23 protein-coding genes are annotated in these 21395 nt (G+C 72.2%); 11 read left to right on the forward strand and 12 right to left on the reverse strand.

The features are described from left to right. Positions 1–9: 9 nt before the first annotated feature. The gene (locus ASE20_RS24630) at positions 10–549 is read left to right on the forward strand and encodes a hypothetical protein (protein ID WP_056893501.1); all 540 of its coding nucleotides are present in this window, start codon (positions 10–12) and stop codon (positions 547–549) included. 113 nt (positions 550–662) lie between these two features. Here the strand turns inward: ASE20_RS24630 and ASE20_RS05480 are convergent, their stop codons facing one another. Then, positions 663–1010, reverse strand: a complete 348-nt coding sequence (locus ASE20_RS05480; protein WP_157538606.1) for a hypothetical protein — start codon at positions 1008–1010, stop codon at positions 663–665. A gap of 53 nt (positions 1011–1063) precedes the next feature. On the opposite strand from ASE20_RS05480, the gene ASE20_RS05485 reads away from it, so the two are divergent. Further along, a complete protein-coding gene (locus tag ASE20_RS05485; protein ID WP_056893503.1) occupies positions 1064–2050 on the forward strand; it encodes a GNAT family N-acetyltransferase in 987 nt (328 codons plus the stop codon). A gap of 9 nt (positions 2051–2059) precedes the next feature. Here the strand turns inward: ASE20_RS05485 and ASE20_RS05490 are convergent, their stop codons facing one another. Further along, on the reverse strand, positions 2060–2341 hold the full coding sequence (locus tag ASE20_RS05490; protein WP_056893504.1) for a hypothetical protein: 282 nt from the start codon (positions 2339–2341) through the stop codon (positions 2060–2062). Between the two features lie 94 nt (positions 2342–2435). On the opposite strand from ASE20_RS05490, the gene ASE20_RS05495 reads away from it, so the two are divergent. Continuing rightward, entirely contained in the window at positions 2436–2765 is a 330-nt protein-coding gene (locus ASE20_RS05495) for a hypothetical protein (protein WP_056893505.1), read from the forward strand. 14 nt (positions 2766–2779) lie between these two features. Here the strand turns inward: ASE20_RS05495 and ASE20_RS05500 are convergent, their stop codons facing one another. The 4 genes from ASE20_RS05500 to ASE20_RS05515 are packed head-to-tail and all read right to left on the reverse strand — an operon-like array spanning position 2780 to position 6294. Next, positions 2780–3847 carry an NAD(P)H-dependent flavin oxidoreductase gene (locus tag ASE20_RS05500; protein WP_056893506.1) on the reverse strand — a complete coding sequence of 356 codons (1068 nt, stop codon included), beginning with the start codon at positions 3845–3847 and terminating at the stop codon, positions 2780–2782. Next, positions 3840–4613 carry a CoA-transferase subunit beta gene (locus tag ASE20_RS05505; protein ID WP_056893507.1) on the reverse strand — a complete coding sequence of 258 codons (774 nt, stop codon included), beginning with the start codon at positions 4611–4613 and terminating at the stop codon, positions 3840–3842. The genes ASE20_RS05500 and ASE20_RS05505 overlap by 8 nt, the downstream gene beginning before the upstream one ends. Further along, the gene (locus ASE20_RS05510; RefSeq protein ID WP_056893508.1) at positions 4610–5500 is read right to left on the reverse strand and encodes a CoA transferase subunit A; all 891 of its coding nucleotides are present in this window, start codon (positions 5498–5500) and stop codon (positions 4610–4612) included. Before ASE20_RS05510 ends, ASE20_RS05505 begins: the two co-directional genes overlap by 4 nt. Beyond that, positions 5500–6294 carry an enoyl-CoA hydratase family protein gene (locus ASE20_RS05515; RefSeq protein ID WP_056893509.1) on the reverse strand — a complete coding sequence of 265 codons (795 nt, stop codon included), beginning with the start codon at positions 6292–6294 and terminating at the stop codon, positions 5500–5502. The genes ASE20_RS05510 and ASE20_RS05515 overlap by 1 nt, the downstream gene beginning before the upstream one ends. 40 nt (positions 6295–6334) lie before the next feature. Here ASE20_RS05515 and ASE20_RS05520 point away from each other — a divergent pair, with 40 nt between their 5' ends. Continuing rightward, complete coding sequence (locus ASE20_RS05520; protein WP_056893510.1) at positions 6335–7117, forward strand: SDR family oxidoreductase; 783 nt, start codon at positions 6335–6337, stop codon at positions 7115–7117. Then, positions 7114–7992 carry an SDR family oxidoreductase gene (locus ASE20_RS05525; RefSeq protein ID WP_056893511.1) on the forward strand — a complete coding sequence of 293 codons (879 nt, stop codon included), beginning with the start codon at positions 7114–7116 and terminating at the stop codon, positions 7990–7992. Before ASE20_RS05520 ends, ASE20_RS05525 begins: the two co-directional genes overlap by 4 nt. A 12-nt stretch (positions 7993–8004) precedes the next feature. Here ASE20_RS05525 and ASE20_RS05530 read toward each other — a convergent pair whose 3' ends face one another. Both ASE20_RS05530 and ASE20_RS05535 read right to left on the reverse strand, forming a co-directional pair. Continuing rightward, complete coding sequence (locus ASE20_RS05530; protein ID WP_056893512.1) at positions 8005–9438, reverse strand: NAD(P)/FAD-dependent oxidoreductase; 1434 nt, start codon at positions 9436–9438, stop codon at positions 8005–8007. Between the two features lie 70 nt (positions 9439–9508). Continuing rightward, a complete protein-coding gene (locus ASE20_RS05535) occupies positions 9509–10672 on the reverse strand; it encodes a steroid 3-ketoacyl-CoA thiolase (RefSeq protein WP_056893513.1) in 1164 nt (387 codons plus the stop codon). 172 nt (positions 10673–10844) lie between these two features. Between ASE20_RS05535 and ASE20_RS05540 the strand changes: the two genes are divergently transcribed. The 6 genes from ASE20_RS05540 (at position 10845) to ASE20_RS05565 (ending at position 16241) form a co-directional block, all read left to right on the forward strand. After that, the gene (locus ASE20_RS05540) at positions 10845–12080 is read left to right on the forward strand and encodes a cytochrome P450 (protein WP_056893514.1); all 1236 of its coding nucleotides are present in this window, start codon (positions 10845–10847) and stop codon (positions 12078–12080) included. Positions 12081–12174: 94 nt separating this feature from the next. Beyond that, a complete protein-coding gene (locus tag ASE20_RS05545; RefSeq protein ID WP_056893515.1) occupies positions 12175–12852 on the forward strand; it encodes a response regulator transcription factor in 678 nt (225 codons plus the stop codon). Positions 12853–13348: 496 nt separating this feature from the next. Further along, positions 13349–14161 (forward strand): sensor histidine kinase, encoded by an 813-nt coding sequence (locus tag ASE20_RS25995; RefSeq protein ID WP_412778603.1) that lies wholly within the window; start codon positions 13349–13351, stop codon positions 14159–14161. Positions 14162–14256: 95 nt separating this feature from the next. Next, positions 14257–14805, forward strand: a complete 549-nt coding sequence (locus ASE20_RS05555; protein WP_056893517.1) for a hypothetical protein — start codon at positions 14257–14259, stop codon at positions 14803–14805. A gap of 42 nt (positions 14806–14847) precedes the next feature. After that, positions 14848–15027: a hypothetical protein gene (locus ASE20_RS05560; protein ID WP_056893518.1), complete on the forward strand. Its 180-nt coding sequence runs from the start codon at positions 14848–14850 to the stop codon at positions 15025–15027. 44 nt (positions 15028–15071) lie between these two features. Then, positions 15072–16241, forward strand: coding sequence for an MFS transporter (locus tag ASE20_RS05565; RefSeq protein ID WP_056893519.1), 1170 nt, complete (start codon positions 15072–15074; stop codon positions 16239–16241). On the opposite strand, the gene ASE20_RS05570 is transcribed toward ASE20_RS05565, so the two are convergent. The 4 genes from ASE20_RS05570 to map form a co-directional block, all read right to left on the reverse strand. After that, complete coding sequence (locus ASE20_RS05570; protein WP_056893520.1) at positions 16231–17349, reverse strand: glutamate--cysteine ligase; 1119 nt, start codon at positions 17347–17349, stop codon at positions 16231–16233. The two genes, ASE20_RS05565 and ASE20_RS05570, sit on opposite strands and share 11 nt — an antisense overlap. A 51-nt stretch (positions 17350–17400) precedes the next feature. Further along, entirely contained in the window at positions 17401–19434 is a 2034-nt protein-coding gene (locus tag ASE20_RS25810) for a choice-of-anchor D domain-containing protein (protein ID WP_056893521.1), read from the reverse strand. Positions 19435–19562: 128 nt separating this feature from the next. Next, positions 19563–20525 carry a hypothetical protein gene (locus tag ASE20_RS05580; RefSeq protein WP_056893522.1) on the reverse strand — a complete coding sequence of 321 codons (963 nt, stop codon included), beginning with the start codon at positions 20523–20525 and terminating at the stop codon, positions 19563–19565. 6 nt (positions 20526–20531) lie between these two features. After that, the gene (map, locus tag ASE20_RS05585) at positions 20532–21299 is read right to left on the reverse strand and encodes a type I methionyl aminopeptidase (RefSeq protein ID WP_056893523.1); all 768 of its coding nucleotides are present in this window, start codon (positions 21297–21299) and stop codon (positions 20532–20534) included. Positions 21300–21395 lie beyond the last annotated feature (96 nt).

Below are 21395 nucleotides of genomic sequence, written 5' to 3' on the forward strand. Positions count from 1 at the left end.
GATGGGCGCATGGAGCCCTCGGAACTCTCGGAACTGCTGGCCGGTGGCGGCTGGCGACTGCTCGACCCACGTCCGGTGGCGGCCGAGCACCCGGACACCTTCGAGCTCCCGAGAGCCGCCGACCTCGACGGGATCGTGCCGGGCAGCGTCGTACGTGCGATGTTCGAGCTGGTCGACATCGCTGACGTCGCGCGCGACGGCCGGGCGCCGTACGACGACGCCGGCCGGCCGGTGCTGGTCACCCACGTCGAGCGGATGTGGGCGGTCGTCACCGGCCGGGACGGCGATGCCGTGACCTGCCTGCTCGACAGCCAGCCCTACGCGTCGCACACCAGCCTCGAGCTGTTCGACCCGCTTCGGCTCCCGGTGAGCCACCTGATCGCCGTCGACCCACCCCGACCCGAGCTGGCCGAGCACCTCGCGTTCGTCCGTCAGATGGCCGCCGAGGACACCCGGCCCGCCGGGTCCGCCACGCCTGTCGCGCCCACGGCACCGCCGCGGGTCCGCGGCGACCAGCAGTCACGGTCGCCTCGAGCCGCGAGGATCTGAGGACGGGCTCGCGTTCGCGCTGGCGCGGGGTTTAGTCGAGCACGACCGCTACGTGCTCGACGGCGACACGGTGCCGTTCGTGGACCTGCACCTGCCGGGGTGAGCCGGTCGGCTCAGAGCACCGTCCACCAGATGCCGACGATGGAGGGCACCAGCCCGAGGAGCAGCCAGGGCGACTTCCACGACCGGTGGTTGATGATCAGTGTTGCCGCGATGCCACCGATCATGAAGGCGCTGGCGATCACGCTGAGGCCGACGCGGGCGTCGGTCCGGTCCGCGGCGACGTGGTCGGCCGCGATCACGAGGCCGGCGGACAGGTGCAGCACGGTGGTGACGAGCAGGACCGACATCACTCGGCGCTGGACCCGCGCCAGGCGCTCGATGTCCTTCGGGTCCGGGGCCTTGCGGGGCGCGTTGGGGTCCATCAGGTGCCGCCGCCGCGGAGGCGATTGGTCGCTCACCGACGAAGGATATCCAGTGGCGCCGTGGCTTCTCGCATCCGCATGGTGGGGGCATGGACATCCATCCGTTCGGTCCGGACGACGCCGCTGAGGTGGCGGCGTGGGCCGAGCTCGCCAACGCCGTCGCAGCCGCAGACGCCCCCTGGTCGTACCCGACCACGCCCACGCTGGTCCGCGGCCGCCTTGCCCACGGCTGGGACGGGGAGCCGGAGTCGCCGTACCTGGTGCGGGTGGCGGGTACGGCCGTGGCCGCCGGCTCGATCAGCACGAGCGACTACGACAACCTCGATCTCGCCGTCCTGCACGTCGAGGTGCACCCGGGGCACCGCCGCCGCGGCCACGGTACGGCGTTGCTGGAGGTGCTGCTCGACGAGGCGCGCCGCCGCCGGCGGACCAGCCTCGTCGCGGAGTGCTGGGACGCCGAGCCCGGCGACGCGTTCGCCCGGCAGCACGGCTTCGTGCGCAAGCTGGCCGCGATCAACCGTCGCCAGTACCTCGCCGACGTCGACCGGCCCACCCTCACCCAGCAGTACGACGCCGCCCTGCCCCACGCCCGCGACTACGTCCTCGAGCGCTGGCCGGTGCCCACCCCGGACGACCGTCTCGATGATCTCGCCGTGATGGCGTCCGCCATCAACGACGCCCCGCTGGACGACCTCGACTACGAGGACGAGGTGTTCACGGCTGACCGGATGCGTGCCTACGAGGTCGCCACGGCCGGCCGCGGGGAGCGGATGTACCGGCTCGTCGCCCGCCACCGCGCCACCGGGGTGCTGGCGGCGCAGACCGTGGTGGCCGTCGAGACCGCCGACCCGCGGCGTGCGCACCAGCACGACACCTCGGTCACCCGGGCACACCGCGGCCACCGTCTCGGGCTGGTGCTGAAGACCGAGATGCTGCCCTGGCTCGCCGAGGCCGAGCCGGCCCTGGAGACGGTCGAGACGTGGAACGCCGAGTCCAACGACCACATGATCGGCGTCAACGAGGTGCTCGGCTACCGCGTGCTCGGTCGCGAGTGGGCCTACCAGCGCGCGCTGTGACCGGTCGGCTCAGGAGTAGCGGTGCGACTTCGCGGCGTGCCCTCGCTCGCGGGTGCAGGTGCGTCCGCTCATGTTGCGGTGGCCGCACAGCTCGTCGGCCGCGGGGGACTCGGCCGGCGGGGCAGGAGCCTTGGCGGCCTTCGCAGGCGCTGCCTTCGCCGGCACTGCCTTCGCCGGTGCCGGCTTCTGGCGGGCGGCAGGCTTCGCCGCGGTCCCGGGCGTCGCCGCGCGGGCTTGCGCCTCCGCGTAGCGAGCCTCACGCATCGCACGCACTGCATCCATCTTGCTCATCGGCCGTTCACCTGATGAACCCTAGGGGAGTGGTCCGACACAGCGGTCCGGCAGGTCGGTACGCTCGCCGTTCCGACGACGTCAGGGGGCTGTGATGGTGGCGAGTCGTGCTGCCCGGGAGCGCAAGGCCGCCGCCCAGGCCGGCGAGCTGGCGCGGGTCCGGATCGAGGTCGGCCCGCAGGACCAGTTCGTCTACAAGATCACGTGCGTCGAGTGCACCGGCAAGGGCGACCGGCCGTGGTCGGTCTACCGTCCCGGCGAGGACAACGGGTTCATGGCGGGCATGGACCGCTGGATCTTCCACCTCCGGGAGAAACACCCCACGAGTGACGCGCCGTGCCTGGAGTTCCTGCCGGCTGCGGAGCAGCGGCTCCACGAGCGCCGTCGGCAGCAGGCCGGCGGCACCGGTCACGCGGACGACTGATCGTCCCGGCGCGGTCACACGACGTACGCCGACGCCCGGCGCAGCTCCGCCGCGGCCTGCACGACGATCCGCTCCACCAGCTCCTTGCAGGTGGGCAGGTCGTCGATGACGCCCACGACCTGACCACTGGCCAGCACGCCGGCGGACGTGTCGCCCTCGACGAGCCCGGCGCGCAGCATGGTCGGGGTGTTGGCGGCGAGGGCCATCTGCCCGAGGGTGCGGCCCTGCGCCTTCTTCATGGCGCGGCCGTCCTTGAGCAGCTCGGTCCACGACATGCCCGAGGACTTCTTGAACTCCAGCGTGCGGCGGGCGGTCGGCCCGAGGCGGCGTACGGCGGACGTCTCCTCGAGCGACTCGACCAGCTCGGTGCGCAGCATCCGGTGGGGCATGCCGTCGACCTTGGCGGTGACGACGGTGTCGGTGAGCCCCTTGGAGAGGTACAGCTCCTTGACCGCGTCCGGCACGGCGGAGTCCTGGGTGAGCAGGAAACGGGTGCCCATGCCGACGCCCGCGGCGCCGTAGGACAGGGCGGCGGCGAGACCACGGCCGTCGAAGAAGCCACCGGCGGCGATCACCGGGATGTCGACCGCATCGAGCACGGTCGGCAGCAGCAGCGTGGTGGGGACGGCGCCGGTGTGGCCACCGCCCTCGCCGCCCTGGATCATCACGGCATCGGCGCCCCAGGAGGCGACCTTGACCGCGTGCTTGGCCGCGCCGATCGAGGGCATCACGACGATGTCGTGCTCCTTGAGCTTCGCGATCAGCTCCGGCTTCGGGGCCAGCGCGAAGGAGGCGACCTTGACGCCGTGGTCGATCAGCAGCTGGCAGCGGTCGCCCGCGTCGCCCGCGTCGGCGCGCAGGTTGACGCCGAACGGCTTGTCGGTGCGGCCCTTGACCTCGATGATCGCCTGCTCCAGCTCGGCGAAGGTCATGGTCGCCGAGGCGAGGATGCCGAGGCCGCCGGCGTTGGCCGTGCCCGAGACCAGGCGCGGACCGGAGACCCAGCCCATGCCGGTCTGCACGACCGGGTGCGGCACGCCGACCAGGTCGGTGAACGGCGTCCGGATCAGCTGCTCACTCATGGGGGACCTCCTTGAACCGCAGGCCCTTCGGGTCGAGCACCTCGCGGATGATCACGAGCTCCTCGTACGACGGCTCGCGGGTCGTCGCGACCTGCGAGTGATCCGCCGGGATGTCGAGGGCGAAGCCGGTGGCGGCGACGACGTCGTCGACCGTGACGCCGGGGTGGACCGAGACCAGGCGCATCGTGTCGTCGGCGCCGCCCATGTCGAAGACACCGAGGTTGCTGACGATCCGGTGGATGTCGTTGTAGCGGGAGGCGCCTGCGCCGGCCGCCTTCGCCCGGGCGGGGCCGACGCCGGAGACGATGTCGACCTGCTCGACGAAGACCCGGTCGGAGTGCTTCGGGACCCAGTACGACGTCCGGTTGTTGACCGTGTTGCCCGGCGCACCGCGGGAGCCGAGCAGCTGCCGCTTGGGCTGGGCGAACGGGCCGATGGCGGAGATGTTCTGGTTGCCGTGGCGGTCGACCTGGGTGGCGCCCATCATCACGTGCCGCTTGCCGTAGGCGACCACGTCGAAGACGCGTCGGAACGGGATCCAGCCCTCGACGACGTCGCCCTTGGCGAACAGCGGCGGGACGCCGGACAGGAACACCGACTCGCCGTCGGAGATGACCAGGTCGGGGTTGCTCGTGAGCTTGGCCAGCCGGACGCCCAGCATGGGCAGCAGGCCCATCGGGCTGCCGAAGATCTCGCCGTCGTCCTTGAACGCGTCGGCGATGGCGGCGGCACACACGTCCGCCCGGGTGACGACCTCGTTGCTCACTTGCCCTGCTCCTCTGCAAACGCCTGGACGGCGGCCTGGTAGGCCGCCTCGTCACCGGACAGGAAGCGCTCCTCGAACGCGGCCCAGTCCTCGTCGGTGCCACCGGCCGCGGCGGCGTAGGCCTTCTGGAAGCGCTCGTCGCGCTCGTAGTCCGGGACGCAGTTGGTGAAGTGCGCGCCGTTCGGCGTCTCGACGACGCCGGTGACCATCATCCGGTTGAGCAGCACCCGCTGGACGGGCGTGTCGACGGTGAGGCCGGCGGTGTCGACGACCTGCTCGACCGACAGGTACGTCCGGTCGGCGGCCATCGCGAACAGGTCGTCGAAGTAAGGGTCCGGACCGAGGTACGTCGCGTTGCCGTGCACGTCCGCACGGTTGAGGTGCACCAGCGCGACGTCGAGCTTGAGCGCCGGGACGGCGACGAGCTCCTCGAGCCCGGCCCCGTCGTCGTACGGGCTGGTGACGGTCTTGATCCATGGGTTGTTGACCAGGACGTCGGAGCCCAGCCCGGCGCGCATCGGCAGGAACGGCAGGCGCTCCGCAGCGGCCTTGAGGCCGGTCTGGAACATGCCCTCGTCGAGCTCGACGACCTCGGGGATCGTGGCGTTCTGGCGCGCGCGCTGGAAGTTCGGCTCGAGCGGGATCGAGTCGAGGCTGACGAAGGCGTAGACGAGCCGGCGGATCTTGCCCGCACGGGCGAGCAGACCGACGTCGGCGCCGCCCCAGCTGACGATGGTGAGGTCCTTGAGGTCGGAGCGCAGGATCGCACGCACCAGAGCCATCGGCTTGCGCCGCGGGCCCCAGCCGCCGATCCCGATCGTCATCCCGTCCTCGAGCGAGGCGACCACCTCGTCGATGGTCATCTGCTTGTCGCGGGGCTTGTTCATCAGTTCTCCTCGGTTGCTGAGGTGCGAGCGCCAGCGAGCCTCGAAGCACCCTTGTCGGTTCCAGCGAAGTCGTCGCGCAGCTCGTCGCTGACGCCCATCAGGTTGAGCTCGAAGGTGAAGCCCTGCTCCCAGCGGTACGACTTGTTGACGTTGATCGGGTCGATCCCGTTGAGCGCCTCCTTGGCGGCACGGATCACCCGGGTGTCCTTGGCGGCGATGTCGCGGGCCACGCGCAGCGCGGCCTCGTCGAGCTCGTCGCGCGGCACCACCTCGAGCACCGACCCGAACGGGACGAGGTCCTTGGCGGGGATGGTGCGGGCGGTGAAGTAGAGGGTGCGCATCAGGTGCTGGGGGACCAGGCGGGCCATGTGGGTGGCCGCGCCCAGGGCGCCCTGGTTGACCTCGGGGACGCCGAAGTAGGCGTCCTCGCTGGCCACGACGCAGTCGGCGTTGCCGACCAGGCCGACACCACCGCCGACGCAGAAGCCGTTGACGGCCGCGATCACCGGGACCGAGCACTCGTAGACGGCCTTGAAGGCGGCGTAGCAGCCCTTGTTGGCCCCGAGCAGTGCGTCGAAGCCGGTGGTGTTCTGCATCTCCTTGATGTCGACGCCGGCGTTGAAGCCCTTGCCCTCGGCGCGCAGGACCACGACCTTCGTCGCGAGGTCGGCACTCGCCTCGTCGAGGGCGGCGGCGACGTCGAACCAGCCCTGCACGGTGAGGGCGTTGACCGGGGGAGCGCTCATGGTGACGAGGCGGATCCCGTCGTCGCGGAGCTCGCTGGTGATGGGCATGGAGGCACCCTACCAAGCATTTGCTTGGTATGCTCCCGCCATGGCTCTCTCACTGGACCTGACCGGGCGCGTCGCGCTGGTGACCGGCGGTGCCCGCGGCATCGGCCGCGGCATCACCGAGGTCCTGCTCGCCGCCGGCGCCACGGTCGTGACCTGTGGCCGGTCGGAGGCCGAGCCGCCGGCCGGCGCGTCGCACGGGCTGTGCGACGTACGTGACGCGGCCTCGGTGGAGGCCCTCGTGGCGGGGATCGTCGCCGACCACGGCCGGCTCGACGTCGTGGTCAACAACGCCGGGGGAGCGCCCTTCGCGCCCGCCGCCACCGCGTCCGCGCGCTTCCACGACAAGATCGTCGGGCTCAACCTGATGTCCTCGCTGCTCGTCAGCCAGGCCGCCAACCGGGTCATGCAGGACCAGCCCGGCGGCGGCTCGATCGTCAACATCTCCTCGGTGTCGGCCGTCCGGCCCTCCCCGGGCACGGCGGCGTACGGCGCGGCGAAGGCCGGCGTCGACTCGCTCACCACCTCGCTGGCCCAGGAGTGGGGGCCCAGGGTGCGGGTGAACGCGATCGACGTGGGCCTGGTGCGCACGCCCGACACCGCCGACCACTACGGCGGCGACGCGACGGTCGCCGCGATCGAGGCGACCATCCCGGCCGGCCGGATGGCCGACGTCGCCGAGATCGGCCAGGTGGTCGCCTTCCTGGCGAGCGACCTGGCGTCGTACGTCTCCGGGGCGCGGATCGCCTGCCACGGCGGCGGCGAGCAGCCCGTCTTCCTCTACATCGCCCAGAACGCCCAGAACAACCAAGGAGAGTCCCAGTGAGCAAGCTTCTCGAGGGTCGCGTCGCGATCGTGACCGGCGCGGGTCGTGGCATCGGACGCGCGCACGCGCTCGAGCTGGCCCGCCACGGCGCCAAGGTCGTCGTGAACGACTTCGGGGTCTCCAACAACGGCGAGAAGACCGATTCGCCCGCGCACGACGTGGTCGCCGAGATCGAGGCGATGGGCGGTGAGGCCGTGGTCAACGGTGCCGACGTCGCGGACTTCGAGCAGGCCGCCGCGCTGGTGCAGCAGGCCATCGACACCTTCGGCGGCCTGGACATCCTGGTCAACAACGCGGGATTCGTTCGCGACCGGATGCTCGTCAACGCGACCGAGGACGAGTTCGACGCGGTCGTGCGGGTGCACCTCAAGGGCCACTTCGCCACGCTGCGTCACGCCGCCGCCTACTGGCGCGCGGAGTCGAAGGAGGGCCGGCAGCGCGCGGCTCGGGTCATCAACACCACGTCGGGCGCCGGCCTGCAGGGCTCCATCGGCCAGGTCGTCTACTCCGCGGCGAAGGGCGGCATCGCCACGATGACCCTCGTCGCCGCGGCCGAGCTGGGCCGGGTCGGGGTGACGGTCAACGCCATCGCTCCGGTTGCCAAGACCCGGATGACCGAAGGCGCCTTCGACACCTCCGCGATGGCGCTGCCCGAGGACAACTCGCCGATCGTCGCCTGGCTCGCCTCCGAGGAGGCGGGCGACGTGACCGGCCGGGTCATCGAGGTCGACGGCTCCGTGATCACGGTCGAGAACGCGTGGTCGCACGGTCCCTCGCGCGACGCCGGCGCCCGGTGGGAGGCCGAGAAGGTCGGCCCCGCACTGCGGGAGCTGTTCGCGGAGGCGCCGGCTCCGGAGCCCGTGTACGGCGCCTGACCCAGCGTCCGATCAGCCCGCTTCGACCCGCGCGCCGCGCTCGCCGCTGTCGGTGAGCCGGGCCTCCTCGGCGGCCCTGGCCTCGAGCTCCACCCGGAGCTCGTTCCAGTGGGACGGCGAGGAGGCCACCGACGCCGTACCTCCCTCGAGGCGGCCGATGGCGAGGCGGGCGTAGATCTGCTGGGCCGTCGCGGTCCGCTCCGAGCGGCTGTTGCTGACGAAGGTCACCAGCCAGTGCAGCAGCGCGGTGAACCGGTTCTTGAACCCGGTCAGGTACAGCAGGTGGATCACCAGCCACATCAGCCAGGCGACCAGGCCGGTGAGCCGCAGCCTGCCGACCAGGGCGACGGCGCTGAACCGCGAGATGGTCGCCATCGAGCCCTTGTCGAAGTACGTGAACGGGCCCGGCGGCGCCTTCTGCTCCACGCGCTGGGTGATCGTCTTCGCGGCGTACTTCCCGCCCTGGATCGCGACCTGCGCGACACCGGGCAGGTTGTCGAGCGCCATCATGTCGCCGACGACGAACACCTCGGGGTAGCCCGGCAGCGTGAGGTCGGGGTTCACGGCGACCCGGCCGGCCCGGTCGAGCTGGGCGCCGGTCTGCTCCGCCAGGAGCCTGCCGAGCGGGGAGGCCTGGACGCCTGCGGCCCACACCTTGGTGGCGGCCTCGATCCGCGTCGTGGTGCCGTCCTTGTGCTGCAGCTCGATGCCGAGCTGGTCGACGGTGGTGACGATCCCGCCGAGGAGCACCTCGACACCGCGCTTCTCCAGCGACCGCTGCGCGACGGCGCCGAGCTTGGCGCCGAAGGGCGGCAGGACCTGGGGTGCGGCGTCGACCATGACCACCCGTGCCTGGCGCGGGTCGAAGCTGCGGAAGTCACGGCGCAGGGTCTTGTGGGCGAGCTCGGCGATCTGCCCGGCCATCTCGACGCCGGTCGGACCCGCGCCGACGACGACGAAGGTGAGGTAACGCTCCAGCTCCTCCTTGGTCTCCGCGAGCTCGGCCAGCTCGAAGGCGCCGAAGATGCGCCCACGCAGCTCGAGGGCGTCGTCGATGGTCTTCATGCCGGGGGCGAAGTCGGCGAAGTGGTCGTTGCCGAAGTACGACTGCCCGGCGCCCGCGGCGACGATCAGCGAGTCGTACGACAGCTGGTGCACCCGGCCCTGGATGTCGGAGGTGATCGTGCGGGCCCCGAGGTCGAGTGCGTTGACCTCGCCCAGCACCACGCGGGCGTTCGCCTGCCGTGCCAGCACCTCACGGGTGGGCGGCGCGATCTCGCCCTGGGCGAGGATGCCGGTCGCCACCTGGTACAGCAGCGGCTGGAACAGGTGGTGCGTGGTCTTCGAGATCAGCGTGACGTCGACGTCGGCGCGCCGGAGCGCCTTCGTGGCGAAGAGACCGCCGAAGCCGGAGCCGACGACGACGACGTGGTGACGGGAGCCCATAGCGGAGGAGTCTTGCCGCGACGTGACGTCACGGCAAGACCCTGTTCGTGCTCGCTCCGCGCCGGTCGGGTCAGATGCGCTCGATGATCGTGCCGGTCGCCATCGCGCCGCCCGCGCACATCGAGATCAGCGCGGTGGACTGGTCGCGGCGCTCGAGCTCGTGCAGGGCGGTGGTGATGAGCCGGACGCCGGTCGCGCCGACCGGGTGGCCGAGCGCGATCGCGCCGCCGTTGACGTTGACCTTGTCCATGTCGACCCCGTGGACGCCGGCCCACGACAGCACGACGGACGCGAAGGCCTCGTTGACCTCGAACAGGTCGAAGTCGCTGATCGCCATGCCCGTCTTGTCGAGCAGGCGCTGGGTCGCGTCGATCGGGCCGTCGAGGTGGTAGTACGGGTCCGAACCGACGAGGCACTGCGCCTTGATCCGCGCGCGCGGCGTGAGGCCGAGCGCCCGCGCCGTGTCCTCGTCCATGATCAGCAGGGCCGCGGCGCCGTCGGAGATCTGCGACGACGTACCGGCGGTGTGCAGGCCGTCCGGGAGCACGCTGCGCAGCGACGCGAGGCCCTCGGCGGTGGTGTCGCGCAGACCCTGGTCGGTGTCGACCAGGCGGGTCTCGCCGGTGGGGTTGCCCTCGTCGTCGAGCACCGGCGCCTCGATGGCGGCGATCTCACGCTTGAAGCGGCCCTCCTCGACGGCGACCTTCGCCCGGGCCTGCGACGCGAGGCCGAGCACCTCGAGGTCGGCGCGCGTGATGCCGCGGTTCCTCGCGATCCGGTCGGCCGCCTCGAACTGGTTCGGCATGTCGATCGACCAGTCGGCGGGGCGCGGGTCGCCCATGCCGGCCGGCACGTTCGCGCCGAGCGGGATGCGCGACATCATCTCCACGCCGCAGGCGATGCCGACGTCGATCGTGCCGGCGGCGACCATGTCGTTGACCAGGTGCGTGGACTGCTGGCCCGAGCCGCACTGTGCGTCGAGGGCGGTGCCGGCGGTCGCCATCGGCAGGCCGGCGTACAGCCACGCCCGGCGTACGGCGTCGTTGGACTGCTCGCCCGCCTGGGTCACGATGCCGCCGATGACCTGCTCCACCAGCGCCGGGTCGACGCCCGCGCGACGCAGCACCTCGGCCTGGATGAAGCCCAGGGTCTGCGACGGGTGCAGGCCGGCCAGCCAGCCCTTGCGCTTGCCGAGGGGAGTACGGACGGCTTCGACGATGACGGGGTTGCCCATGCAGGCACGATAGCACCGAACTAGAACACGTTCTCGTTCTGCTTCCACTCGGCGAAGAAACGCTGAATGAAACCCTTTCGTAATCACGCGATGCTTTGTACTGTGGCTCTAGAACGTGTTCCACCCCCCCTGGACTGATCTCCGGATCCCCGCTGTCGAAAGGTTCCGCTTCGTGACCGAGCTCCTCCTTCCCGAGGGATGGGATCCCACCAATCCCGACATCAATGCCGTCGCCCTGCCGCACGACGAGTTCCGGGCGCTGCGGGCGAACGAGCCGATCCGGTGGATCGAGCAGCCGCCGCACGCCCGCGCCGGCTTCCTCGACACCGGCTACTGGGCCTGCACCCGGCACCAGGAGGTCCGTGAGATCTCCAAGGACAACGAGAACTGGTCGACGGCCGAGAACGGCGTGATCATCCGGTTCGCCGAGGACATGACCCGCGACCAGGTCGAGGTCCAGCGCGCGATGCTGATCCACCACGACCCGCCGGACCACACCAAGATGCGCGGCATCGTCTCGCGCGGCTTCACCCCGCGTGCCATCGCCGGCCTCAAGGAGAACCTGCGGGCCCGTGCGTACGAGATCGTGCAGGAGTCCCTCGACCGTGGCGCCGGCGACTTCGTCGCGGACCTCGCGGCCGAGCTCCCGCTGCAGGCGATCGCGGACTTCCTCGGCGTGCCGCAGGAGGACCGCAAGAAGATCTTCGAGTGGTCCAACTCGATGATGGGCTACGACGACCCGGACAACACCTCCGACCCGGCCACCGCGTCGATGGAGCTGCTCGTCTACTTCGACGCCCTCGCCAACGAGCGGCGCGCGAACCCGCAGGACGACATCGTCACCAAGCTCGTCAGCGTCGGGCAGGACGACGACCACGGTGCGCTCACCAACGACGAGTTCGGCTTCTTCGTGATCCTGCTGGCGGTCGCGGGCAACGAGACCACCCGCAACGCGATCAGCCACGGCATGCACGCCTTCTTCCAGCACCCCGACCAGTGGGAGCTGTGGAAGAACGAGCGTCCCGAGACCATGATCGACGAGGTGATCCGCTGGTCGACGCCGGTCACGGTGTTCCAGCGCACGGCCAAGAACGACGTCGTCGTCGCCGGTCAGGAGGTCAAGAAGGGCGCGCGGGTCGGGATCTTCTACGCCTCGGCCAACTTCGACGAGACCGTCTTCGACGACCCGTTCACCTTCGACATCACCCGCGAGAAGAACCCGCACGTGGCGTTCGGCGGCCACGGCGCGCACTACTGCATCGGCGCCAACCTGGCGCGGATGGAGATCAAGCTGATCTTCGAGGCCCTCGCGGACCTCGCGCCCAACATCCAGCTCGCCGAGGAGCCCAAGCGCCTGCGCTCGGGCTGGCTCAACGCGATCAAGGAGATGCAGGTCAAGTACGCCTGACCTGTCGGTCCGGTGCTGGCCTTCAGCGCAGCTTCAGGGTGGCTCCATGAGAATGGGGCCACCCTGAGCTGTCTCTCGCCCACCGGAGGTCGTCGTGCGTGTCCTGGTCGTCGACGACGAGCGCCGGCTCGCACGGTCGCTGGAGCTCGGTCTGGAGGCCGAGGGCTTCGCGGTCGATGTCGCGCACGACGGCACCGACGGGCTCTGGATGGCGCGGGAGAACACCTACGACGCCATCGTGCTCGACCTGATGCTGCCGGGCATCAACGGCTACCGGGTCTGCGCGACGCTGCGGGCGGAGGAGGACTGGACGCCGATCCTGATGCTCACCGCCAAGGACGGCGAGTGGGACCAGGTCGAGGGCCTCGACACCGGCGCCGACGACTACCTCACCAAGCCCTTCTCGTTCCCCGTGCTCGTCGCCCGGTTGCGCGCCGTGGCCCGGCGCGGGGCGCGCGAGCGGCCGACGGCGCTGGAGATCGGTGACCTGGTCGTCGACACCGCCGCCCACCGGGTACGACGCGGCGACGTCGAGATCGCCCTCACCGCCCGCGAGTTCGCGGTGCTCTCCTTCCTCGCCCGGCACAAGGGCGACGTCGTCTCCAAGCGCCAGGTCCTCGACGCCGTGTGGGACGGCGACTTCGAGGGCGACCCCAACATCGTGGAGGTCTACGTGCGCCACCTGCGCAACAAGGTCGACCGGCCGTTCGGGCGCGAGGCGATCGAGACGGTCCGGGGCGCGGGCTACCGGCTCGCGAGCGACGGGGGCTGAGGTGCGTCGTACCTCCGTGCGGACCCGGACCACCCTCGCCGCCACGGCGGTCGTCGCGGTCGCCCTCGTGGTCGCGGCCGTCGCGCTCGTGCTGACCGTGCGTTCGTCGCTGCACGGCGCAGCCGAGACGACCGCGGAGCACCAGGCGTCGGTGATCGCCGAGCAGGTCGACGCCGGACGGCTGCCCGCGCCCGGGGAGGACGACGACGAGCCCGACGACCTGGTCTGGCAGGTCACCGACGCCGAGGGCCGGGTCGTCGCGGCCTCCGCCTCGCTGAACGGCGGCAGCATCCCTGTCGTGGACGGGGAGGAGGCGAGCCTGCGCGGCGGGGAGCACTCCTACCTGGTCGTCACCGAGGACACCGAGGCGGACGGCGTCGTGGCGGTCGCGGTGTCGCTCGAGGACGTCGACGAGACCACCGCGGCGCTGGGCCTGCCGCTGCTGCTCGGCCTGCCGCTGCTCCTGCTGGTCGTGGCTGGGACGACCTGGCTCGTGGTGGGTAGGGCACTGCGCCCGGTCGAGCGGATCCGGGCCGAGGTCGAGCGGATCAGCGGCAGCAGCCTCGACCGCCGCGTCCCGGAGCCGGCGGCGACCGACGAGGTCGGCCGCCTCGCCCGGACCATGAACGCGATGCTGGCGCGCCTCCAGGACAGCCGCCACCGGCAGGAGCAGTTCGTCGCCGACGCCTCGCACGAGCTCCGCTCGCCGCTCGCGAGCCTTCGGCAGGCCGCCGAGGTCGCGCAGGCGCACCCGGCGGCGATGCCACCCGGCGAGCTGACCGGGACCGTGCTCGAGGAGACCGTCCGGATGCAGGCGCTGGTCGACCAGCTCCTGGTCCTCACCCGCGCCGGCGAGGGTCGCGCCCGTGCACCGCGCATGGAGGTCGACCTCGACGACCTCGCCCTCGCCGAGGTACGACGGATCGCCCGCCCCGGGCTGGCCGTCGACGGCTCCGGGATTGCCGCCGGCCGGGTCCTCGGCGACCCGGTCGCGCTGGGCCAGGTGGTCCGCAACCTCGTCGACAACGCCGCACGGCACGCCCGTGACCGGGTCGCGGTGTCGCTGTCGGCGGCGGCGGGCCAGGTCGTGCTCGCGGTCGACGACGACGGACCCGGCGTGCCTCCGGGGGAGCGGCAGCGCGTGTTCGAGCGGTTCGTGCGGCTCGACGAGGCGCGGGCGCGCGACGCCGGCGGGAGCGGGCTCGGCCTGGCGATCGTGCGCGAGGTCGTCACCGGCCACGGCGGCACGGTCGAGGTCACCGACAGCGTGCTCGGGGGCGCGCGGTTCGTCGTACGACTGCCTTCCTGAAGCCTCCTTCAAGAGCGTTCAGGGGACGTTCAGCGACCTCCCGGCAGGCTCGGAGCAGCAACCAGCTCACGAGCTCCAACGAGAGGAAAATCCCCATGAACACGAGCATCCTGCGCCGCAAGCGCGTCGTCCTCCCCGCCCTGGCGACCGTCGCCGTCCTCGCCGTCGGTGGCACCGTCTGGGCCGCCTCGGCCGACGACGTGTCCGGCGCCGAGCGTGACCGGGTGGCGGCCGCCGCGGTCGACGCCGCCGGTGGCGGCACGGCCGTCGACGTCGAGACGAGCGACGACGCCGGCGAGGCCTACGAGGTCGAGGTCCGCACCGCGGACGGCGCCGAGGTGGACGTCGCGCTCGACCGCGACCTCGGCGTGGTCGCGACCGAGCGCGACGACGAGCGCGACGACGAGCGCGACGACGAGCGCTGGGACCGGGACGCCGACGACCGTGTCCTGACCGCTGCGGAGCGCGGCTCCGCAGGGAAGGCCGCACTGGCCGCCGTCGGCACGGGCACCGTCGTCGACGTCGAGGCCAGCGACGACCGGGGCGTCGCCTACGAGGTCGAGGTCCGTGACGCGGCCGGCGCCGAGTGGGACGTCGACCTCGCGGCCGACTTCTCCGTGGTCGCCCAGCACGCCGACCGCTGAGCCGGTCCGCCGGGAGGGGCCCGGGTGCAGTAGCGTTTCGCCGTGGACGCCGACCGACAGGAGGACGCGATGAGCGACGTCAACGTGGAGCAATTCCAGGGTTTCTCTGACAACCACTACCAGCACGGGATGCACACGCTCGCGTGGATCTCCCTGTGGACGATCATCGTGCTGGGCGTCGGTGCCGGCGTGTTCGGGTTCCTCTGGGGCATCAGCCACTGAGCGAGGCCCCCACGCCACGGGAGACCTGGTCCCCGTGGCGGACCGTGGTCGCCTTCGGCCTCGTCAGCCTCTCGGCCGACATGGTCTACGAGGGGATGCGGTCGATCTCGGGACCCTTCCTCGGCGCCCTCGGTGCCTCGGCGCTCGTCGTCGGGATCATCACCGGCGCCGGTGAGGCGATGGCGCTGCTGCTCCGCCTGGCCACCGGCCCGTGGGCGGACCGCAGCGGCCGTCACTGGCGGCTCACGGTCGTCGGCTACGGCCTGACCGCGGTCTGCGTGCCGCTGCTGGCCCTCGCTCCCGCCCTCGGTACGGCGGGAGTGGCCGTCGCCGCGGCCCTGATCCTGCTGGAGCGGGCCGGCAAGGCCGTCCGCAGCCCCGCGAAGTCCGCGCTGCTGGCCCGGGTCGCCACGGGCGGCAGCCTCGGCAAGGCGTTCGGCGTGCACAAGGCGCTCGACCAGGTCGGCGCCTTCGTAGGCCCGCTCGTCGTCGCCGGCGTGACCGCCCTGACCGGTGTGCTGTGGCCCGGGTTCGCCGTGCTCGCGGTCCCCGGCGTGCTCTCGCTGCTGCTCCTGGCCCAGCTGGCGCGCCGCTCGCCCGGCCTGACCGCCGTCGAGCAGCCGGAGCCCGACGGCATCGAGCGCCGCGGCCTCGGTGCGGTGCTCGGCGTCGACCTGCCGCCTCGCTTCCACGTGTTCTCGGCGGCCTCCGCCCTCGCCACCGCCGGACTGATGACCTTCGGCGTCATCTCCTACCGCTTCGTCGAGGAGGGCCTGGTCCCGCTCGCCGCGGCGCCGGTCGTCTACGCGCTCGCGATGGCGACCGCAGCCCTGGCCGCCCTGGCCACCGGGTGGGTGTTCGACCGCTCCGGGGCGCGGGTGCTGCTCGTCGTACCGGTGCTGGTGGCGGTGCTGCCCCCGCTCGTCTTCGGCGACCGGCTCTGGGTCGTCCTCGCAGGCGTCGCGCTCTGGGGCGTGGCGACCGGCGTCCTCGACTCGACCGTCAAGGCGCAGGTCGCCGCCGTCGTCCCCGCACCCCGCCGGGCCACGGGCTACGGCGTCTTCGCGGCCGTCCAGGGCCTCGGTGCCGTCGTCGGCGGCGCCACGGCGGGCGCGCTCGTCACCCACCACGCGACCACGCTCGCGCTGCTCGTCGCCGGCGCGCAGGCGCTCGCGCTCGTCCTCCTGCTGGCCACCGTCCGGGTCAGGGCCTGACCGCGTTCCCTGCCGCGTTGGTCCGCTGGACGAGGTCGTCGACGACGCGCTCGACGCTGCCGCCGCTGCGCTCGAAGGCGGCGCGTTGCCGGGTCGATCCCGTGTCCGCGAGCACCCGGGCGACGCCCTCGGTGACGATGTCGACGTCGCCCGCGGCCTCGAGCGGCTCCCGCACGGTGCGCACGAGGAGAGCGAGCACGTCGCGCGCGGGAGCGAGCTCGCCCGACACGGGGTCCAGGATCCGGTCCCCGAGGCCGTAGCGCGACGCCCGCCAGCGCGCCGCGCGCAGCAGCTCGGCGCGCCACACGTCGCTGGCGACGGTGGGACGGCCCGCTGCTGCCAGGTGCTCGACCAGGGCGCGGGCCAGGGCCGCGATGAGCACGGCGTCGGCCGGGTCCGTGCAGACGTCGGGGACGCGGATCTCGACGGTGGGGAAGTTCCGTGCCACGCGGGCGTCGTAGTAGAGCATGCCCTCGTCCAGGGCCGCTCCGGACGCGATGAGCCGCCGCCCGACCTCGCGGTAGGCCGCGACCGAGCCGAACCGCTCGGTCGGTCCGGCACTGGGCCACTGGGCCCACAGGTGGGAGCGCCACGACGCGTACCCGGTGTCGTGCCCGGCGTAGAACGGCGAGTTCGCGCTCATGGCGAGCAGTACGGGCAGCCAGGGGGCCAGTCCGTCGAGGGCGATGACCGCCTCCTCGTCGTCCGCCACGGCCACGTGGACGTGCATGCCGCAGGTCCCGCCGGGGCGGGCGACCTCGCCGAAGGTGTCGACCATCGCCAGGTAGCGGTCGTTGCGGGTGGTGCGCGGCGGCGCGCTGCGCAGGGGCACGGCCCCGCACGCTGCGGTGACCAGGCCCGCCGCGGACGCCGCGAGGGAGGCGGTGCGACGAGTGAGAAGGACGTGCTCGTACAGGCTCGCCACGTCAGCGACCGGCGGCGTGCGGATCTCGAGCTGGTGCCGGAACAGCTCGTGGTCGAGCGCGTCGCTCCCCGGCAGGTGGTGCTCCGCCGCGTGCTTGAGCACCTCCGGAGCCCGTGGCACCGCCTGCCTGCTCACCGGGTCGATCAGCAGCAGCTCCTCCTCGACCCCCACCGTGCGCACCATGGCACGGCGGTACCCCCGGGGACCGGCCGCAGCCGACCCCCGGGAGATCCGTCAGTCCGTCGCCGCGGCGTAGGCCGCGTTCGTCAGCAGGTACGACGACCGCACCGGCACACCCGCGTTGAGCGACTGCACCTGCAGCTTGAACGCGCGGCACCCGGTCGCGACCCGCTTCACCGTGATCGTCACGTTGGTCGACTGGCCGATCGGGCGGACCGGGGTGACGTACGTGCCGGCGGCCGCGGCGGCGGTGATGTTGGTGGCGCCGACCTTGGCGACGGCCGTGTAGGCGTTGCAGCCGGAGACCAGGGCGAGCTTGAAGCCGATCGCGGCGGCGCTGGCGCCGTCGTTCTTCAGCCGCACCGTGTACGACGCGGTCTGGCCCACGTTGAGCGCCGGAGCGGTCACCGTCTGGTCGAGGACGGGCCCGCCGATCGCGGGCTGGCCGCCCTGGATCGCCGTGAGCTCGTACGACGACGTGCCCTTCGCCGGGGCGGGGGTGTTCGTCTCGGTCGACACGCCCTCGATCAGCGCCTCCAGGTCGCTCAGCAGGTCGACGTCGACGTGGGAGGTGTGCTGGCCGGGCGTCGTGGGCGTGATCCGGAGGTCGAGGGTGACGACCTTGCCGGCCGCGACGGTCGGGGTGATGAAGTTGCCCGACGGGTCCTTGGCGAGCACCTTCGCGCCGAATCCGGTGGTCCAGACCTCCGCGGTCGCCGGGGCGCCGGCGGAGGTCAGCCGCAGCCGGTACGAGCGGGCGACGGTGTCCTCGTTGAGGACACCCAGCTTGTAGACCATCAGCTTGCTGCCGGAGACCGGCAGGGTGCGGGTGACCAGCTGGCCCTTGCCGCTGTAGATCGAGCCGATGCCGAGGACCTTCAGGTCCGCCGGCGGCAGGCCGGTGCCGGTGAGCGCCACGAGGTGGGGAGAGGTCGGGGAGCTGCTCGGGATCGAGAGGGTCGCCTCGAGGTTGGTCGCGGTGGTGGGGGAGAACCTGACGCCCACCTGGCAGCTCGCGCCCACGGCGAGGCTGGTGCCGCTGCAGGTGTCGGTGCCCTTCACGAAGCTCGCGGCGCCGGGGCCCTCGAAGGCCGCGGTGCCCATGGCCAGGGGCAGCGAGCCGGTGTTGGTGACGGTCGCGGACTTGGCGGCGCTCGCCGTACGGATCTCCTGCGGGGCGAACGCGAGCGAGGTCGGCGTGTACGTCGACCGCGGCTGCAGGGTGAACGTGATGCGGACCAGGTAGGACTCCGAGCCCGCGACGCCGATCGTGCTGCCCTCCGGGGCCAGGCTCGTGCCGCCGCCACCACCGCCGCCGTCGGCGAACGTGGTGCCGTCGCACGTGGCACCGCCACCGCCGGCGCCGCCGCCGAAGCGGCCGCCGCCGCCACCCCCGCCGCCCTGCTGGACGGTGTTGCCGCTGTAGTCGGCGCCGCCACGGCCGCCGGCGTAGGCCGCACCCGCGCCACCGCGGACACCGACCCAGGTGAGGTTGTTGCACTTGATGGAGGCGCCCAGGCCGCCGGCGCCGCCCGCCGTCGCCGTACCGGCGCCACCGCCGCCGGCGGGCGTCGTCACGACCCCGCTGGAGAGTCCGCCCTGGCCCGGCGAGCCGGCGTCGCCACCGGCACCGCCGGCGACCGTGCCACGACCAGCGCCACCGCCGCCCGCTGCCTGCACGACCGGGGTGCTGCCCCCGACGGTCCGGGTGACCGTCGCCGAGCCGCCGCCGTTGCCGCCGCCGTCGGTGCCGGCGCCGCCGTCGGCGCGCAGCGAGACGATGAAGGCGTCCTTGTCGGCGGTCGGGATCGTCGCGTCGACGTACGCCGGGCGCCCGCCCGGTGCGCCGACGGCGTCGGCGCCGCGCTGGCCCACCGCGTGGACCTGCATGCTGGTGACGGCGTCCGGGATCGGCAGGTAGTAGTTGCCCTGCTGCGTGAACAGGCAGGTGACCGCGTCACCGGCGGTGGAGCACTGCGCCGGCAGTGCGGCGCTGGCGGTGTCCGGCGCGAGGGCGGCGACGCCGGTCGCGGCGAGGCCGGTGGCGCAGAGGCCGACCAGCAGCCGGCGGGCAGAGAAGACAGGCATGGCACAACTCCCATGGGGTCCGGCGCGAGAGAGGGGGGAGCACTCGCCGCGCGGCCGACGTGATGTCGTGCGTCACACTAGGGGCTGTCTGTGCGACGGTGCAGCACATTCGAGGCAAACGTGCGGGGTCAGTCGGTCCCGCCGGCCAGCTCCTCGAGGACCGCCTGGAAGGTAGCGTCGACGACGATCGAGGCGTTGCCCTCGTCGTCGTACTGCGTGAGCTGCTGGTAGGCGCCGCCGTCCCACCAGTAGACGTGCGGACTGAGCGGGCCGGGGGAGTCGCCGAAGCCCGCCGCAGCAAAACCCGCCATCGCCTGGAGGGTCGGGATGACCGAGATGTCGCGGACCAGGTGCCAGACCACCTGCTGGCGGTTCGGGACGCTGAGCAGCCAGCCGTGCCGACCGACCTCCTCGCCGGCGACCTCGGCCGCGAGCCACGGCATCAGCAGCGCACGGCTGGCGGTGTGGACCGAGCCACCGAGCAGCACGTGGAAGCGGGCCCCGTCGGGCAGGTCGAGCACCTCGTGCCGCTCGACCGGCTCCCGGCGCAGGCTCTCCATGCCCCACGCGCGGAGCTGGTCGTACCCGCCGAGGGCCTCGACGCGCTCGTCGTTGAAGACCATCACCGAGTCCGGCATGTCGAGGGCGATCATCTCGACGAGGCCCGGAGCGAACTCACGGTGCGGGAAGCCGGTCAGGTCCGGGATGCCGGCGCGCTCGTAGATGCGTGCGTAGATGCGTGGTCGCGCCGCCTCGGGCGTCAGGCCCTCGAACGGGTCGGGAGCATCCATGCCGGCCAGCACCCGGTCGACGTGCTGGTCGACCACGTCGGCCCAGCCGCCACGTCCGCGGTCGTCCTGGTGGCAGGCGGCGGCGACGTTCCAGAGGCCGAACTGGCGTCCGGAGTCGTCGACCACGTGGTCGGCGTGGACGCTCACCTCGAGGCCGCGATCGGCGAACGAGCGTCGTACCAGGGCCCGGATGCGCTGCGCGTCCTCGACACCGAGGAAGGTCAGCGAGTCGTCCGGGTTCTCCGGCGTCACGGGGGAGAGGTCACGCTCCCGGCGCCGGCGCCGGCCGAACAGGCCCATCGGGGGTCAGTCGCGGGCGGTCAGGACGATCGGGTCGCCGTCGGTGATCGCGACGGTGTGCTCGACGTGCGCGCCGCGCGAGCCGTCCGCGCTGCGGATCGTCCAGCCGTCGGGGTCGAACTCGATCTCGTCGGTCGTGTGCAGGAACCACGGCTCGATCGCGATGACCAGACCCGGACGCAGCTTCAGCCCGCGACCCGCGCGACCGTCGTTGGGCACGTGCGGCTCGCCGTGCATGGTCTTGCCGACGCCGTGTCCGCCGAACTGCAGGTTGACCTTGAGGCCCTCGGCGTGGGCCACGCTGCCAATGGCGAAGGAGATGTCGCCGAGCTTGTTGCCGGCCCGGGCGGCATCGATGCCGGCGTCCAGCGCGCGCTGGGTGACGTCGATCAGCCACTGGTCCTTCTCGTCCGGCGTGCCGACGATGACCGACAGGGCCGAGTCGGCGACCCAGCCGTCGACGGACGCGGCGAAGTCGACGGACAGCAGGTCGCCGTCCTGGAGCGTGTAGTCGAAGGGCAGGCCGTGCAGCACCGCGTCGTTGACGGACGTGCAGAGCACCTTGCCGAACGGGCTCGCGCCGAACGACGGGTGGTAGTCGATGTAGCAGGACTCGGCGCCGGCGTCCTTGATCATCCGGTGCGCCAGCTCGTCGAGCTCGAGCAGGTTGACCCCGACGTCGGCCTTCTCGGAGAGCGCCTTGATCACCGAGGCCACGAAGCGTCCCGCGGGGCGCATCTGCTCGATCTGGGTCGGGGTACGGAGCTCGATCACCGATCCAGCCTAGATCCGTCGGTGCCGAGTCGGAGAACCGTGGCGGCAGATTCGGCAAAATCGGTACGAAGTGGGACCTTTCCGGGTCTCCGAGGC

Source organism: Nocardioides sp. Root240, from assembly GCF_001428825.1.
In the GTDB taxonomy this organism is placed as follows: domain Bacteria; phylum Actinomycetota; class Actinomycetes; order Propionibacteriales; family Nocardioidaceae; genus Nocardioides.

What these genes read in the sequence shown, in the direction of transcription:
- ASE20_RS24630 (WP_056893501.1), top strand. Translation starts at nt 10, where the DNA reads ATGGAGCCCTCGGAACTCTCGGAACTGCTGGCCGGTGGCGGCTGGCGA.
- ASE20_RS05485 (WP_056893503.1), top strand. Translation starts at nt 1,064, where the DNA reads ATGGACATCCATCCGTTCGGTCCGGACGACGCCGCTGAGGTGGCGGCG.
- ASE20_RS05490 (WP_056893504.1), bottom strand. Translation starts at nt 2,341, where the DNA reads ATGAGCAAGATGGATGCAGTGCGTGCGATGCGTGAGGCTCGCTACGCG.
- ASE20_RS05495 (WP_056893505.1), top strand. Translation starts at nt 2,436, where the DNA reads ATGGTGGCGAGTCGTGCTGCCCGGGAGCGCAAGGCCGCCGCCCAGGCC.
- ASE20_RS05500 (WP_056893506.1), bottom strand. Translation starts at nt 3,847, where the DNA reads ATGAGTGAGCAGCTGATCCGGACGCCGTTCACCGACCTGGTCGGCGTG.
- ASE20_RS05510 (WP_056893508.1), bottom strand. Translation starts at nt 5,500, where the DNA reads ATGAACAAGCCCCGCGACAAGCAGATGACCATCGACGAGGTGGTCGCC.
- ASE20_RS05515 (WP_056893509.1), bottom strand. Translation starts at nt 6,294, where the DNA reads ATGCCCATCACCAGCGAGCTCCGCGACGACGGGATCCGCCTCGTCACC.
- ASE20_RS05520 (WP_056893510.1), top strand. Translation starts at nt 6,335, where the DNA reads ATGGCTCTCTCACTGGACCTGACCGGGCGCGTCGCGCTGGTGACCGGC.
- ASE20_RS05530 (WP_056893512.1), bottom strand. Translation starts at nt 9,438, where the DNA reads ATGGGCTCCCGTCACCACGTCGTCGTCGTCGGCTCCGGCTTCGGCGGT.
- ASE20_RS05535 (WP_056893513.1), bottom strand. Translation starts at nt 10,672, where the DNA reads ATGGGCAACCCCGTCATCGTCGAAGCCGTCCGTACTCCCCTCGGCAAG.
- ASE20_RS05555 (WP_056893517.1), top strand. Translation starts at nt 14,257, where the DNA reads ATGAACACGAGCATCCTGCGCCGCAAGCGCGTCGTCCTCCCCGCCCTG.
- ASE20_RS05570 (WP_056893520.1), bottom strand. Translation starts at nt 17,349, where the DNA reads ATGGTGCGCACGGTGGGGGTCGAGGAGGAGCTGCTGCTGATCGACCCG.
- ASE20_RS25810 (WP_056893521.1), bottom strand. Translation starts at nt 19,434, where the DNA reads ATGCCTGTCTTCTCTGCCCGCCGGCTGCTGGTCGGCCTCTGCGCCACC.
- ASE20_RS05580 (WP_056893522.1), bottom strand. Translation starts at nt 20,525, where the DNA reads ATGGGCCTGTTCGGCCGGCGCCGGCGCCGGGAGCGTGACCTCTCCCCC.